The sequence below is a fragment of the Citrobacter sp. Marseille-Q3906 genome, from assembly GCF_916618775.1.
GTDB lineage: Bacteria > Pseudomonadota > Gammaproteobacteria > Enterobacterales > Enterobacteriaceae > Citrobacter > Citrobacter murliniae.
Map to the genome: position 1 here is coordinate 462,026 of NZ_CAKAKA010000002.1, position 13,082 is coordinate 475,107.

14 protein-coding genes are annotated in these 13,082 nt (G+C 51.9%); 1 reads left to right on the top strand and 13 read right to left on the bottom strand.

Annotated elements, in window-relative coordinates; all coding sequences use genetic code 11:
* Window positions 1-19: 19 nt before the first annotated feature.
* The 10 genes from lipA to LG384_RS06475 all read right to left on the bottom strand — a co-directional run bounded on the left by lipA (window position 20) and on the right by LG384_RS06475 (window position 9,643).
* Window positions 20-985, bottom strand: coding sequence for a lipoyl synthase (gene lipA, locus LG384_RS06430; RefSeq protein ID WP_045441031.1), 966 nt, complete (start codon window positions 983-985; stop codon window positions 20-22).
* A gap of 261 nt (window positions 986-1,246) precedes the next feature.
* A complete protein-coding gene (gene lipB / locus LG384_RS06435; RefSeq protein WP_045441032.1) occupies window positions 1,247-1,888 on the bottom strand; it encodes a lipoyl(octanoyl) transferase LipB in 642 nt (213 codons plus the stop codon).
* Between the two features lie 224 nt (window positions 1,889-2,112).
* Window positions 2,113-2,376 carry a DUF493 family protein YbeD gene (gene ybeD, locus LG384_RS06440; RefSeq protein ID WP_003022706.1) on the bottom strand — a complete coding sequence of 88 codons (264 nt, stop codon included), beginning with the start codon at window positions 2,374-2,376 and terminating at the stop codon, window positions 2,113-2,115.
* A 106-nt stretch (window positions 2,377-2,482) separates the two neighbouring features.
* On the bottom strand, window positions 2,483-3,694 hold the full coding sequence (dacA, locus tag LG384_RS06445) for a D-alanyl-D-alanine carboxypeptidase DacA (protein ID WP_045441033.1): 1,212 nt from the start codon (window positions 3,692-3,694) through the stop codon (window positions 2,483-2,485).
* Between the two features lie 142 nt (window positions 3,695-3,836).
* Window positions 3,837-4,931, bottom strand: a complete 1,095-nt coding sequence (gene rlpA / locus LG384_RS06450) for an endolytic peptidoglycan transglycosylase RlpA (RefSeq protein ID WP_225760646.1) — start codon at window positions 4,929-4,931, stop codon at window positions 3,837-3,839.
* Window positions 4,932-4,941: 10 nt separating this feature from the next.
* Window positions 4,942-6,054, bottom strand: coding sequence for a peptidoglycan glycosyltransferase MrdB (gene mrdB, locus LG384_RS06455; RefSeq protein ID WP_045441035.1), 1,113 nt, complete (start codon window positions 6,052-6,054; stop codon window positions 4,942-4,944).
* Between the two features lie 2 nt (window positions 6,055-6,056).
* A complete protein-coding gene (mrdA, locus tag LG384_RS06460) occupies window positions 6,057-7,958 on the bottom strand; it encodes a peptidoglycan DD-transpeptidase MrdA (protein ID WP_045441036.1) in 1,902 nt (633 codons plus the stop codon).
* 30 nt (window positions 7,959-7,988) lie between these two features.
* On the bottom strand, window positions 7,989-8,456 hold the full coding sequence (gene rlmH, locus LG384_RS06465) for a 23S rRNA (pseudouridine(1915)-N(3))-methyltransferase RlmH (protein ID WP_003022725.1): 468 nt from the start codon (window positions 8,454-8,456) through the stop codon (window positions 7,989-7,991).
* A gap of 3 nt (window positions 8,457-8,459) precedes the next feature.
* Window positions 8,460-8,777 carry a ribosome silencing factor gene (rsfS, locus tag LG384_RS06470; protein WP_045441037.1) on the bottom strand — a complete coding sequence of 106 codons (318 nt, stop codon included), beginning with the start codon at window positions 8,775-8,777 and terminating at the stop codon, window positions 8,460-8,462.
* Window positions 8,778-9,031: 254 nt separating this feature from the next.
* Window positions 9,032-9,643 (bottom strand): adenosylcobalamin/alpha-ribazole phosphatase, encoded by a 612-nt coding sequence (locus LG384_RS06475; protein WP_045441038.1) that lies wholly within the window; start codon window positions 9,641-9,643, stop codon window positions 9,032-9,034.
* 96 nt (window positions 9,644-9,739) lie between these two features.
* On the opposite strand from LG384_RS06475, the gene cobD reads away from it, so the two are divergent.
* Window positions 9,740-10,834 carry a threonine-phosphate decarboxylase CobD gene (gene cobD / locus LG384_RS06480; RefSeq protein WP_225760647.1) on the top strand — a complete coding sequence of 365 codons (1,095 nt, stop codon included), beginning with the start codon at window positions 9,740-9,742 and terminating at the stop codon, window positions 10,832-10,834.
* On the opposite strand, the gene nadD is transcribed toward cobD, so the two are convergent.
* The 3 genes from nadD to lptE are packed head-to-tail and all read right to left on the bottom strand — an operon-like array spanning window position 10,809 to window position 13,076.
* Entirely contained in the window at window positions 10,809-11,450 is a 642-nt protein-coding gene (gene nadD / locus LG384_RS06485) for a nicotinate-nucleotide adenylyltransferase (RefSeq protein ID WP_225760648.1), read from the bottom strand. The genes cobD and nadD overlap by 26 nt on opposite strands.
* A 1-nt stretch (window position 11,451) precedes the next feature.
* Entirely contained in the window at window positions 11,452-12,483 is a 1,032-nt protein-coding gene (gene holA / locus LG384_RS06490; RefSeq protein ID WP_045441039.1) for a DNA polymerase III subunit delta, read from the bottom strand.
* Entirely contained in the window at window positions 12,483-13,076 is a 594-nt protein-coding gene (gene lptE, locus LG384_RS06495; protein ID WP_048221864.1) for an LPS assembly lipoprotein LptE, read from the bottom strand. The genes holA and lptE overlap by 1 nt, the downstream gene beginning before the upstream one ends.
* Window positions 13,077-13,082: the final 6 nt, after the last annotated feature.

A 13,082-nucleotide genomic window follows, 5' to 3' on the forward strand; every position in this document is an offset into this window, starting at 1 on the left:
GTAAGCGAGTATTACGCGATTACTTAACTTCCAGCCCTTTTGCCTGCATATCTGCATGGTAAGAAGAGCGAACAAACGGACCGCAGGCGGCATGGGTAAAGCCCATCGCCATTGCTTCGGCTTTCATTTCATCAAACTCATCCGGGCTAACATAGCGCTGAACCGGCAAATGGTGACGGCTTGGCTGCAAATACTGCCCCAGCGTCAACATCGTTACACCATGACGGCGCAGATCGCGCATAACTTCAATGATTTCGGCATTGGTTTCACCCAGACCCACCATCAGACCTGATTTGGTTGGGATCTCCGGATGCGCTTCTTTGAAACGTTCCAGAAGTTTCAGCGACCAGTTGTAATCAGCACCCGGACGAACGTTGCGGTAAATACGCGGCACGTTCTCGAGGTTGTGGTTGAATACATCTGGCGGGGTTGCCGTAAGGATATCCAGCGCGCGATCCATACGACCACGGAAGTCCGGTACCAGCGTTTCGATTTTAATCGTAGGGCTTTTCTCACGGATAGCAGTGATGCAGTCAGCAAAGTGCTGAGCGCCACCATCACGCAGATCGTCACGGTCGACTGAGGTGATGACGACATAGCGTAGCGCCATGTCTGCAATTGTCTGAGCCAGTTTTAATGGTTCGTTGGCATCAGGGGCAACCGGACGTCCATGGGCAACGTCACAGAACGGACACCGGCGGGTACAAATTGCGCCGAGGATCATAAAGGTTGCGGTTCCGTGATTGAAACATTCAGCCAGGTTAGGGCAGGAAGCTTCTTCGCACACAGAGTGCAGGCCATTTTTGCGCATTGCTGCTTTGATGCCCTGGATGCGAGTGGAGTCCGCTGGAAGTTTTATTTTCATCCATTCCGGTTTACGCAGCAGGGCTTCGCGCTCTGTTGCCACATTTTTTACCGGGATAAGAGCCATCTTATCGGCATCGCGGTATTTAACACCGCGTTCCATCACAATGGGTTTACTCATAGCGTGCGTGTTCCAGTTGCGAATAACGAAGGAAAGCGTTTCAATTCAAGGGAATGTTGTATTTATCAACTATTTTTGAATTAGTGATACGCAGTATATCATTGAAACGGGCCATAAAGCAGCCTGACAGGCTGGCAAAATGTAAAATAGTTGTTGTTTTGTGCCATTTGCCCAACATTTGCTGTGGCAAAGTATGCCCCGCTTTTCAGACGTCACTTTGATCGTATGACCTGTCATATCCAGGTCCTTCAATGCGCCCGTTTAGTCCGATATATATTCATGAGGCGGGTTGCCCAGCAGCGCTAAGATGTTTGCTAACAAGCGAGGGCGGACGCTCTCTGTTGTTGCATTACTATCCCACTGCGATACCTTCGCCATCTCCATCCCGGCATAGCCGCAAGGATTGATGCGCTGGAAAGGTGACAAATCCATATCCACATTTAACGCTAAACCGTGAAATGAACATCCTTTACGGATACGTAACCCTAACGAGCAGATTTTCTTTTCACCAACATAAACGCCTGGCGCGTCGGCTCGCGGGTGAGCGTCGATGCCCATTTCAGCAAGGGTGTTAACAACAGTGTTTTCCAGCAGCGTGACCAGTTCGCGTACACCCAGCTTACGTCGCTTCAGGTTCAACAGAACATACATAACCTGCTGGCCTGGTCCGTGGTATGTCACCTGACCGCCACGGTCGCTCTGGATAACCGGAATATCCCCCGGCATCAGTACGTGCTCTGCTTTACCTGCCTGACCCTGAGTAAAGACAGGATAATGCTCTACAAGCCAGATTTCGTCATGGCTGTTTTCATCGCGGGTATCGGTGAATTCGTGCATGGCCAGAGAGACTGGCTCGTAAGGCTGAAGACCAAGCTGGCGGACAAGAATTTTATCCTGATACAAAACGGCATCTCCGTAGATACTCGTCGTCTTTCAAGTGGCAGGTAGGGTGTTGGCGCTAACTCACACCAGTCACTTACTTGAATAAGCTCCCGGGGATTCGCTGTCTTACCGTCTTGCTGCAACTCGAAATTCAGAGTAGAGAATGTAAAAGAGGGGAAAAGTATATCACAGGGGTGGGGGAGAGAGGTTACCCGAGCGGAGTGCTCCGGGTAACCGACAGGCTTTTACAGCACCATACGAACGATGTCGATATTGCCTAATTCTTCGTACAGTGTTTCAACCTGCTCAATGTGCGTAGCAGTGATCGTAATAGAGACCGAGTGGTAGTTGCCTTTGCTGCTCGGTTTTACCGTTGGGGAGTAATCACCTGGCGCATGGCGCTGTACCACTTCAACCACCTGATCAACCAGCTCAGGCAACGCCTGCCCCATTACTTTGTAAGTAAATGGAGTAGGGAATTCAAGCAGTTCGTTAAGTTTGGTTTTCATGTCAGCTCCGGCGTTACATCAAAAAATAATAACTCCCACGCTGAGTGGGAGTTATCTGGATACCTAGTATATGGGGACGTAAATCACACTTTCAAGTGTTCAATTTTTAGCCAAACCAGTGATGGAACATTAATTTAATGTAATCAATGATTTTACCAAAGAAGTTACCTTCCGGGATTTCCTGCAGTACAACCAGTGGACGTTGTTCAATGGTTTTCCCATCCAGCTGGAAGTTAATAGTGCCGACAACCTGGTTTTTCTGCAGCGGAGCATGCAGTTCAGTTGTATTCAGAACATAGCTCGCTTTCAGGTCTTTCATACGGCCGCGCGGAATAGTCAGGTAGACATCTTTATCAACGCCTAACGATGCACGATCGGTATTACCAAACCAGGCTGGTTCAGAAGCGAACTCTTTGCCGACTTTCAGCGGATTTACGGTTTCAAAGAAACGGAAGCCCCAGGTTAGCAGTTTTTTGCTTTCGGTTTCACGGCCTTTATAGGTGCGACCACCCATGACTGCGGAGATCAGACGCATCTGACCTTCGGTTGCCGATGCCACGAGGTTATAACCAGCCTTATCGGTGTGACCGGTTTTAATCCCGTCAACATTCAGGCTGTTATCCCACAGCAGACCGTTACGGTTTAGCTGACGGATGCCGTTAAAAGTGAACTCTTTTTCTTTATAGATAGAGTATTCATTAGGCACGTCGCGGATCAGTGCCTGACCAATCAACGCCATATCGCGTGCAGAGCTGTACTGACCTTCAGCATCCAGGCCATGAACGGTCTGGAAGTGGGTGTTTTTCAGCCCCAGTGCATTCACATAGCTGTTCATCAGACCGACGAAAGCATCCTGGCTACCGGCAGAGAAATCGGCCATTGCTACACAGGCATCGTTACCTGATTGCAGGTTAATCCCACGGATCAGCTGTGAAACGGGAACCTGCATACCCGGCTTGAGGAACATCAGGGATGAACCTTTAAATACCGGGTTTCCTGTAGCCCACGCGTCATTGCCGACGGTGACCAGATCGGTTTCTTTGAACTTGCCTGCTTTCATTGCCTGGCCGATGACGTAGCTGGTCATCATTTTGGTCAGGCTGGCGGGATCGCGGCGTGTGTCAGCATTTTGTTCTGCCAGAACTTTGCCTGAATTGTAATCGATCAGGATATACGACTCCGCATCGATCTGCGGAACGCCCGGGATCATGGTTTTGATATTCAGGTCATCGGCATGGGCAGCAGAGAGAGAGGCTGCGCAGAGAGCCGCGGTGAGCGCCATGCGCTGCACGAAACGAGCGGAAAAAGTGGTCTTCATGGTCTGAACTACGACGTCCGTGATGAAATTAAAAAAAGTGCCCTACTATAGCAAATGCGTAACTTACAGGCATCCGACTTTCCGCGTGACTTTGTTAATGTCATTTACAGAAATTGACAACTCGGATACCTGGTTTACGTTACTACACGCCGGTGATGAAGGACTGTAATTGTGCTTCGGATTGAAGACGTTGCTGCAACGTAGAGGCTTCAGCTTTGCTGGCGAACGGCCCCATCTGAATACGCCAAACGGCACCGTTTTGTACCACACGGCCCGGAACGCCAAACTGCTGGCTTAAACGTTTCTGATACTGCTGCGCGCGGCTCTGCTCACTGACGGCACCAACCTGAACCACGTAACGCCCGTTGGCTGTTGCCGCAGGAGTGATGGCGGCAGCGGGAGCAGATACCGGAGCGGTTGAGGTGACTGGCGTAGCGACAGTGGGCTGTGGAGCAGGCGTTGGTTCGCTGCCTTCCAGCACACCAGCGGCGAGCGTCGTTGGTGCACCGAGGAAACCACCGCTATTAACCGGCGCGCCGGTTGGGTCATCGCTTTTCAGCGTTGAATTACTGATAGGGCGGATATCCGTTTGCGGCTGACCTGCATCCGGCGCGGAAGGCATACTGCCACCACCGCTCAAATCCGGACGTGAGGGCAGGGCGTATGTTTGTTTCGCAACAGTCGTACAGGCCATACCGGGTCCTGACAAAGAACCATCCGGCGCGACGATAATAGGATCTACGCGCACTTTGGTGTTGTTCGAGGTGTTCAGGCGATCGGCGGATGCACGCGAAAGAGAGATGATGCGATCGTTACCATAAGGGCCGCGATCGTTAATGCGCACCACGATCATCCTGCCATTGGCCAGGTTAGTTACCCGGGCATAGCTTGGGATCGGTAGTGTCGGATGCGCCGCAGTCAACTGCATCGGATCGAACGCTTCCCCTGAAGCGGTTAAATTGCTACCAGGTTCCGCATCGTAAATAGCAGCCAGGCCGGCCTGACTGAAGCGAGAGGGATCCTGGACTATCTTGTAACTCTTACCGTCACGCTGATAATCCTGATTCGCCGTCGGGTTCAGGGGTTCAAAGCGCGGATCGGCCCCGCTGATTTCAACAATCGGACCATTACACACCGCAGGCTGCGGCGCGACAGCAACCTGTTGCTGACCATCATCATTCGAACATGCCGCGAGCATTCCTGCTGCGATGCAGATTCCAAGCCACTGCTTACGCATTGCGTACCCCTTACACGCTTTTCGACAACATTTTTCTATGGGTGTGGATCGACATGACAATCCCGAACCCGGCCATCAGCACTATCAGTGCAGAGCCTCCGTAACTGACCAGTGGGAGTGGAACCCCTACAACGGGCAGAATACCGCTCACCATACCAATATTTACGAAGACATAAACGAATAATATCAACATTAAACCGCCAGCCATGACGCGACCAAAGGTCGTTTGCGCTCGGGCAGCGATCCATAATCCGCGCATAATCAGCAGAATGTACAGCGTCAGCAGTATTAATATCCCGACCAGGCCAAGCTCTTCGGCTAAAACGGCAAAGATAAAGTCCGTATGACGCTCAGGTAAAAACTCCAGCTGCGACTGCGTTCCGTGTAGCCAGCCTTTACCGCGCAGACCGCCGGAACCAATAGCAATTTTAGACTGAATAATGTGATAACCCGCACCCAGCGGATCGGTTTCTGGATCGAGAAGCATCATTACACGCTGGCGCTGGTAATCATGCATCAGGAAGAACCAGAGTATCGGGATAAACGCTGCGACCAGTACAACGGCGACGCCGATTAAACGCCAGCTTAAGCCTGACAGGAACAGAACGAACAAACCGGAAAGGGCAACCAGGATAGAGGTTCCCAGGTCAGGTTGCGCGGCAACCAGCAAGGTAGGCATGAAAATCAATACCAGCGCAATGGCGGTATTCTTCAGCGATGGCGGACAAACATCACGGTTAATAAAGCGAGCCACCATCAGTGGAACGGCAATCTTGGCAATTTCAGAGGGTTGAAAACGCACGATGCCCAAATCGAGCCAACGCTGCGCGCCTTTGGAAATCGCGCCGAATGCATCCACCGCGACCAGCAGGATGATACAGATGATATAGAGATAGGGCGCCCAGCCTTCATAAACCCTGGGGGGGATTTGCGCCATTACCACCATGATCACCAGACCCATCGCGATCTGGCCTACCTTGCGCTCCATCATGCCAATATCCTGGCCGCTGGCGCTCCAGATAACCAGCGAGCTGTAAACCAGCAGCGCCAGCAAAATGAGTAACATAGTGGGATCGATATGAATTTTATCCCAGAATGTCTTTTTGTTCGGATTATCCGTCACGATTATTGGTCCTCAGCTGCTGCAACCGCTGGGTTTTCCGCAGGCAGATTGGTGTTGTTGTCGCCCAACATAATGTGGTCAAGGATCTGGCGCATGAGCGTACCTACAGCCGGACCGGCGCCACCGTTTTCGAGGATCATCGCGACGGCGACCTCTGGTTTATCGTAGGGCGCGAATGCCGTCATCAGCTTATGGTCGCGTAAACGTTCGGCGATTTTATGCGCATTATAGGTTTCGTTGGCTTTCAGACCAAAGACCTGCGCAGTACCGGATTTCGCGGCAATTTTGTACGGTGCGCCAGCAAAATATTTGTGTGCGGTACCGTTGGGGCGGTTCGCTACGCCGTACATACCGTCTTTGGCGATTTCCCAGTAACCGGAGTGAATGTCACCGACGGGAGGTTCATGCGGCTGTACCCACGGCACTTGCTTGCCGTTTTCCGCTGTGCTCATCAGCAGATGTGGGACTTTGACCATGCCGTCATTGATAAGGATCATCAGCGCCTTACTCATCTGGATAGGGGTTGCTGTCCAGTAGCCCTGACCGATACCGACCGGAATTGTATCACCCTGGTACCACGGCTTTTTAAACCGTTTTTGCTTCCATTCGCGGGTAGGCATGTTACCTGCGCGCTCTTCGGCGAGATCGATGCCAGTGTAATGGCCGTAGCCAAATTTACTCATCCACTCCGAAAGTCGATCTATCCCCATATCATAGGCGATTTGATAGAAAAACGTATCTGCCGACTCTTCCAGAGAGCGGGTGATATTCAGATGACCATGGCCCCACTTTTTCCAGTCACGGTAGCGTTTTTCAGAGCCGGGCAACTGCCACCAGCCTGGATCGAACAGGCCGGTATTACGGGTAATCACGCCCGCGCTTAACGCGGAAACCGCCACGTAAGGTTTAACCGTTGAAGCAGGGGGGTAAACACCTTGCGTCGCGCGGTTAACCAACGGGGTATTGGGATCGTTAAGTAACCCTGAATAATCTTTACTGGAGATACCATCTACAAACAGGTTAGGATCGTAGCTGGGCATTGAAACCAGCGCCAGTACACCACCGGTGCGCGGGTCTGTTACGACAACGGCGGCGCGGCTACCCGCCAGCAGCGTTTCGATATACTGCTGAAGCTTCAAATCAAGCGTGAGATAAATATCATGCCCGGCCTGCGGTGCGACCTCTTTTAACTGGCGAATGACGCGACCACGGTTGTTTACTTCAACTTCTTCATAACCGGTCTGGCCGTGAAGTACATCTTCGTAATAGCGCTCGATACCCAGTTTGCCAATATCGTGGGTGGCAGCATAGTTGGCCAGCTTGCCGTCTTTATCCAGGCGTTCAACGTCTTTATCGTTGATCTTTGATACGTAGCCAATAACGTGAGTCAGCGCTGAGCCGTAGGGATAGTAACGGCGTTTGTAGCCTTTTACTTCGACGCCAGGAAAACGGTACTGATTAACGGCGAATCGCGCCACCTGCACTTCCGTCAGGTTTGTTTTCACTGGGATTGAAGTGAAGCGATGGGAACGTGAACGCTCTTTCTTAAAGGCGGCAATATCGTCGTCATTCAGATCAACCACGCTCCGTAGCGCGTCCAGTGTTTGCTGAACGTTATCGACCTTCTCCGGCATCATTTCTATTTGATAGATGGTGCGGTTTAGGGCGAGGGGAATGCCGTTGCGGTCATAAATGATGCCGCGGCTGGGCGCGATAGGCACCAGTTTGATACGGTTTTCGTTTGAGCGGGTCTGATAATCAGTGAAACGAACGATTTGCAGATTATAAAGGTTGGCGATCAGCACACCGGTGAGCAGCAAAATCCCCAAAAAAGCAACCAGCGCCCGACGCACAAACAGCGCGGACTCAGCCGTATAGTCGCGAAAAGAATTCTGTAGTTTCATCCGCTGCTTAATCTACTCAAGACTCAATGATCACTCACGGTGATATGGATGGTTGGTGGTAATGCTCCACGCCCTGTACAGACTCTCTGCTACCAGTACCCGAACAAGCGGGTGAGGAAGGGTTAATGCAGAGAGTGACCAGCTTTGTTCCGCTGCGGCTTTACAGGCTGGGGACAGTCCTTCCGGTCCGCCAATCAGGAGACTGACATCACGACCATCCAGTTTCCAGCGTTCCAGCTCGGTTGCCAGCTGTGGCGTATCCCAGGGTTTTCCGGGAATATCGAGGGTGACGATGCGATTTTTGCCTGCGGCAGCCAGCATCTGTTCACCCTCTTTGTCGAGAATGCGTTTTATATCCGCGTTCTTGCCGCGTTTTCCTGCCGGGATTTCGATAAGCTCAAAGGGCATGTCTTTTGGAAACCGGCGGAGATACTCCGTAAACCCGGTTTGCACCCAGTCAGGCATTTTTGTACCCACAGCGACAAGTTGCAGCTTCACGCATTAACTCCAGAGTTTTTCCAGTTCGTACAGGCGACGGCTCTCTTCCTGCATAACGTGGACAATCACATCGCCGAGGTCAACAACGATCCAGTCAGCTACGTTCTCGCCTTCTACGCCAAGCGGCAACAGGCCAGCTGCGCGGGATTCCTGAACAACGTGGTCAGCGATAGACATGACATGGCGGCTGGACGTGCCAGTGCAGATAATCATGCAGTCAGTGATACTGGATTTGCCCTGAACGTCTAAGGCGATGATGTCTTGACCTTTCAGGTCATCAATTTTGTCGATTACAAAATCCTGGAGTGCTTTACCCTGCAAGTGTTCCCCCTGGGTGAAAAGAGTTAAAAACGTCTGTTAGTATACCTGAACCAGAGGCGATATCGGGACAAATGTCTCCGAAAGCGCTTTTGAAGTGCGCTATCATCCCACCCCACGCAACAGAATGCATCGCCATTTTTGTAAAACAATTTCTGCAAAGCTCTGAAGGGCGGGAAAAGTCAGGCTGCGGAGAATAGCAGCCTGTCATGGGGTGTCAATGGGCGAAAGGCTCCTGAGCAGAAAAAACAGAGCTTTCACTCACCTTCGTGCCAAACTGCCCGGCTATTCAGGACTTTCAGCACGGCAAAATTGTCACAGAAATCAATCGCGCTCCAGCAACCTTGTTCGACGCGAAAATGCCACATTGACGCCGCAGGCATTGACAGAAGACGGGCGATCAACACGCTCAAAACACCCTGATGGCTGACCACAAGCAGGTTCTCGCTTTCTTTATAATCAGCCAGTTGTGCAATAAACCGTTCAACGCGTTGTGAAAACGCCTGAAATCCTTCGCCATTGGTCGGCGTTGCATTTTGCCAGTCGTTACACCATATGGCGTAATTCTCTGCGTCCTCACGCGCAAGGTCGCGATGATGACGCATTTCCCAGTCGCCAAAGAACATCTCGTTTAGCTCAGGCATGATACGTAGCGGAACGTCGCGATCCGCCAGGATCAACTGTGTCGTATGGCGAGCTCGCTCAAGTTCACTGCACAGCACGTGTTCAACAGGAACGTTGCGTAACAGCGTCGATAACGTTTTGGCCTGAGCAATTCCCCGCTCAGTCAACGACGTAGGCGCATGGCCGCTGTATAACCCGGCCACATTGGCTTCGGTTTCTCCGTGGCGTACTAACCAAAGTCTCATTGTTTCCTCGTGAGGCTATTCGCACAAAATATGATGTTTGCCCTGATTGCGCAGAGATTTTTCAATAAAATACTCTTTTTTAAGTGGAGCGGCACGATGTCTTTATTGAAGAGCGCGCATGGCGGGAACACACGAGAAGCCGCAGCATTGTTGGGCATCCCGCCTGAGCAATTGCTGGATTTTAGCGCGAATATTAATCCGCTGGGTATGCCAGCAAGTTTAAAACGCGCGCTGATCGACAATTTGGATTGCGCTGAACGTTACCCGGATGTCGAATACGCCCATCTGCACGCTGCACTGGCGGAGCATCACCACATTCCGTCCTCGTGGATCCTCGCCGGAAATGGTGAAACAGAGTCAATCTTTACGCTGGTTAATAGCCTGAAGCCGCGCCATGCGATGATCGTTATCCCAGGATTTGCTGAATACCGCCGGGCGCTGCAATGGGGTGAATGCGCAATACATGAATTTGCGTTGCGTGAAGAAGACGGCTGGCAGCTTACTGATGCCATTCTTGATGCGTTAACGCCGCAACTGGACTGCCTTTTTCTCTGTACGCCCAACAACCCTACCGGGCTGTTGCCCGATAACCACCTGCTACAAGAGATCGCAAAACGTTGTGAAACCCTCGGAATTGCCCTGATCCTTGATGAAGCGTTTATTGATTTTATTGCCGGTGAGCAGGGATTCATCCCGCTGTTGCAAGCGAATCCACATATTTGGGTACTGCGCTCACTAACCAAGTTTTATGCGATCCCTGGACTGCGTTTGGGGTATCTGATCAACAGCAATGAGCAGGCCGTCGCGCACATGCGCAGTCGGCAAATGCCCTGGTCAATCAATGCATTTGCCGCCCTTGCGGGAGAGATGATCCTGCGGGATAGCGCCTATCAACAGGCAACATGGAAATGGCTGGAGCAAGAAGGGAAGCGTTTTGATCAGCAGTTGAAAAATCAGCCCGGTTTAACGGTTTATCCTGGTCTGGCAAATTATCGCCTGTTGCGTTGCGATCGGGCTGGTATTGATCTGCAAAGATCGCTACTCGAGCAGCATATTTTGATCCGCAGTTGCGCTAACTACCCGGGGCTGGATGCGCGTTATTACCGGGTAGCTGTTCGTGGAGAGGAGGAGAATAACCGTCTGCTGGCGGCATTAAGCCTCACGCTTAACGGTACAGCCCTTGCTGATTGATATAGTCCAGAACGGAACCGGGCAATAAGTCGTCGCATGGCTCGCCCTTTTCGATACGCTCGCGAATAAGCGTGGCGGAAATATTGAACCACGGCGTTTCTGCCAGATAAATCTTTCCTGAGGGAAGGCTGTGTAAGTCATCTGGCGTGTGGGTCAGATGACGTTCCAGCCATTGTTGATGCCGTTCCTGAACCATTTCCAGCGGATACCCCGGACGTCGACATACGATGAGGTGGGTATTGTCCAGGATGGTGTCGGAGTCGTGCCAGGAAGGGAAGGTGAGCAGCGAGTCCTGACCAATAATAAAGGCCAGCGGAACCTCCGGACCTTGCTCCGCGCGCCACTCTTTTAGCGTCTGTGCGGTATAGGAGGCGGTATCACGTTTCAATTCACGTTCATCCAGGATAAACAATGGCTTATCGGCGATTGCCAGTTCAACCATATGCTTACGCTGTGCACTGGAGGCCTCAGGTTGTGCACGATGGGGCGGCACATTATTAGGCATGATGATGACCCGGGAAAGGCCAATCAGATTAGCCAGAATTTCAACGGGTTTAAGATGACCATAATGCACCGGATCAAAGGTGCCACCGAACAGAGCCTGCAATGATTTCATATCAACCATCAATAAATACATCGGCCAGTGGTTTATGGCACAGCAAAAGGGAAAGTCCCTCAAGCTCAGCCCATACTGACTGACCGTAGTCTTGTTTAAGCGTTATTTCCGTACGTGTTAGCAGCGTCACTGCCTGACGTAGCTGCTCAGGAGACAGCCGATTTAGCGCATCTCCCATCATGCCACGACGATTTTGCCACACCCGATGTTTATCAAACAATGTGCGTAACGGCGTATGGGTAGACTGGCGTTTAAGATTTACCAGCAGCAATAGTTCACGCTGCAGAGTTCGCAGCAGAATGACCGGTTCACTACCTTCAAGGCGCAACTGCTGCAAAATGTGCAACGCGCGTTTGCTTTTGCCCATCAGCAGCGCATCCACCCAGTGGAAGGGGGTAAAGTGCGCGGCATCGTTAACGGCTTGCTCCACGCGCGGAAGCGTGAGTTTGCCATCGGGCCAGAGTAATGATAATCGATCCAGCGCCTGTGCCAGCGCTAACAGATTGCCTTCATAGCAATAGCACAATAGCTGGTTGGCGGCGTCATCCAGTTGCAGGTTATTTTGCTTCGCCCTTGCAGCAACCCAGCGCGGAAGCTGTGCCTGCTCTGGTGTCTGGCAACTGATCTGGACCGCATTGCTTGCCAGTCCGCTATACCATGCGGCATTTTCCTGCGCTTTGGTCAGCTTATTGCCGCGAACAATCAGCAGCAGATCGTCATGGAGCAGGGTGACGAGCGTGGCAAGCTGTTCGTTAATCGCTGCATTTGGACCATTTTCGGGCAGCTGCAGGAGCAAGGTCTGACGGCTGGCAAACAGGCTCATTGCCTGGCACAGTGAAAAAATAGCGCCCCAGTCGGTGCTGGTGTCGATGGTGAAAGCGTGGTGTTCTTCGAACCCTTGCGTAGCGGCAGCCAGACGAATCGCGTCCTGGCTTTCCTGTAACAGGAGGGGATCGTTGCCCAGTAGTAAATACGCCGCGCGCAGCCCTTCTTTGAGCTGTGCGCGGAGTTGTTCAGGGTACAACTTGAGCATCAGTTACCCAGCGTGGTGGAAACACGCGCCGGAGAAGATGCTGGCGCTGCTGTTTTCGTCACAGCAGGCTGTACATCATCACTGGATGACTGAGCATCGGCGATATGTACGCTTGGCAGCTTACGAATCAACTGTTCGGCTGCTTTGTCATACATCTCTTTGATGATCATATCCTGCTCGTTATCCTTCGCCAGTGCCGCTTGTGGGTTGTCAAAGAACGAACGATAGACTTTAGCGCTGATCGGATAAATATCATGTCCAGGGATCAATACCGAGGCATTGACTGACATCACCATCTGGTATTCAGCCGTTTGACCGTTCTGGAACACAGACGCCGTATCCTGAGAGATGCTGACCGTACCAAGACGTAAGGACGTGACATCTTTACGCATTGAACCGTCTTCAAGCAACTCCACGCCGTTAAGACGCAGCTGATTACGTACCGCGCGGCTTAAGGGGCCGTTCGGATCGCCTGAGTTCAGAATCATAGTTTTCATCGTGGGGGGCACCTGCGTGGTACTACGCAGATGCCAGCCACACCCGGCGGTGACCAGCACCACCAGGGATAACAACAATGTTGTCAGATGTCGCACGCTTCC

Bases quoted from the DNA above. Each gene is read 5' to 3' on its own strand.
- lipA (WP_045441031.1), bottom strand. From the start codon at position 985: ATGAGTAAACCCATTGTGATGGAACGCGGTGTTAAATACCGCGATGCC.
- ybeD (WP_003022706.1), bottom strand. From the start codon at position 2,376: ATGAAAACCAAACTTAACGAACTGCTTGAATTCCCTACTCCATTTACT.
- dacA (WP_045441033.1), bottom strand. From the start codon at position 3,694: ATGAAGACCACTTTTTCCGCTCGTTTCGTGCAGCGCATGGCGCTCACC.
- rlpA (WP_225760646.1), bottom strand. From the start codon at position 4,931: ATGCGTAAGCAGTGGCTTGGAATCTGCATCGCAGCAGGAATGCTCGCG.
- mrdA (WP_045441036.1), bottom strand. From the start codon at position 7,958: ATGAAACTACAGAATTCTTTTCGCGACTATACGGCTGAGTCCGCGCTG.
- LG384_RS06475 (WP_045441038.1), bottom strand. From the start codon at position 9,643: ATGAGACTTTGGTTAGTACGCCACGGAGAAACCGAAGCCAATGTGGCC.
- cobD (WP_225760647.1), top strand. From the start codon at position 9,740: ATGTCTTTATTGAAGAGCGCGCATGGCGGGAACACACGAGAAGCCGCA.
- nadD (WP_225760648.1), bottom strand. From the start codon at position 11,450: ATGAAATCATTGCAGGCTCTGTTCGGTGGCACCTTTGATCCGGTGCAT.
- holA (WP_045441039.1), bottom strand. From the start codon at position 12,483: ATGCTCAAGTTGTACCCTGAACAACTCCGCGCACAGCTCAAAGAAGGG.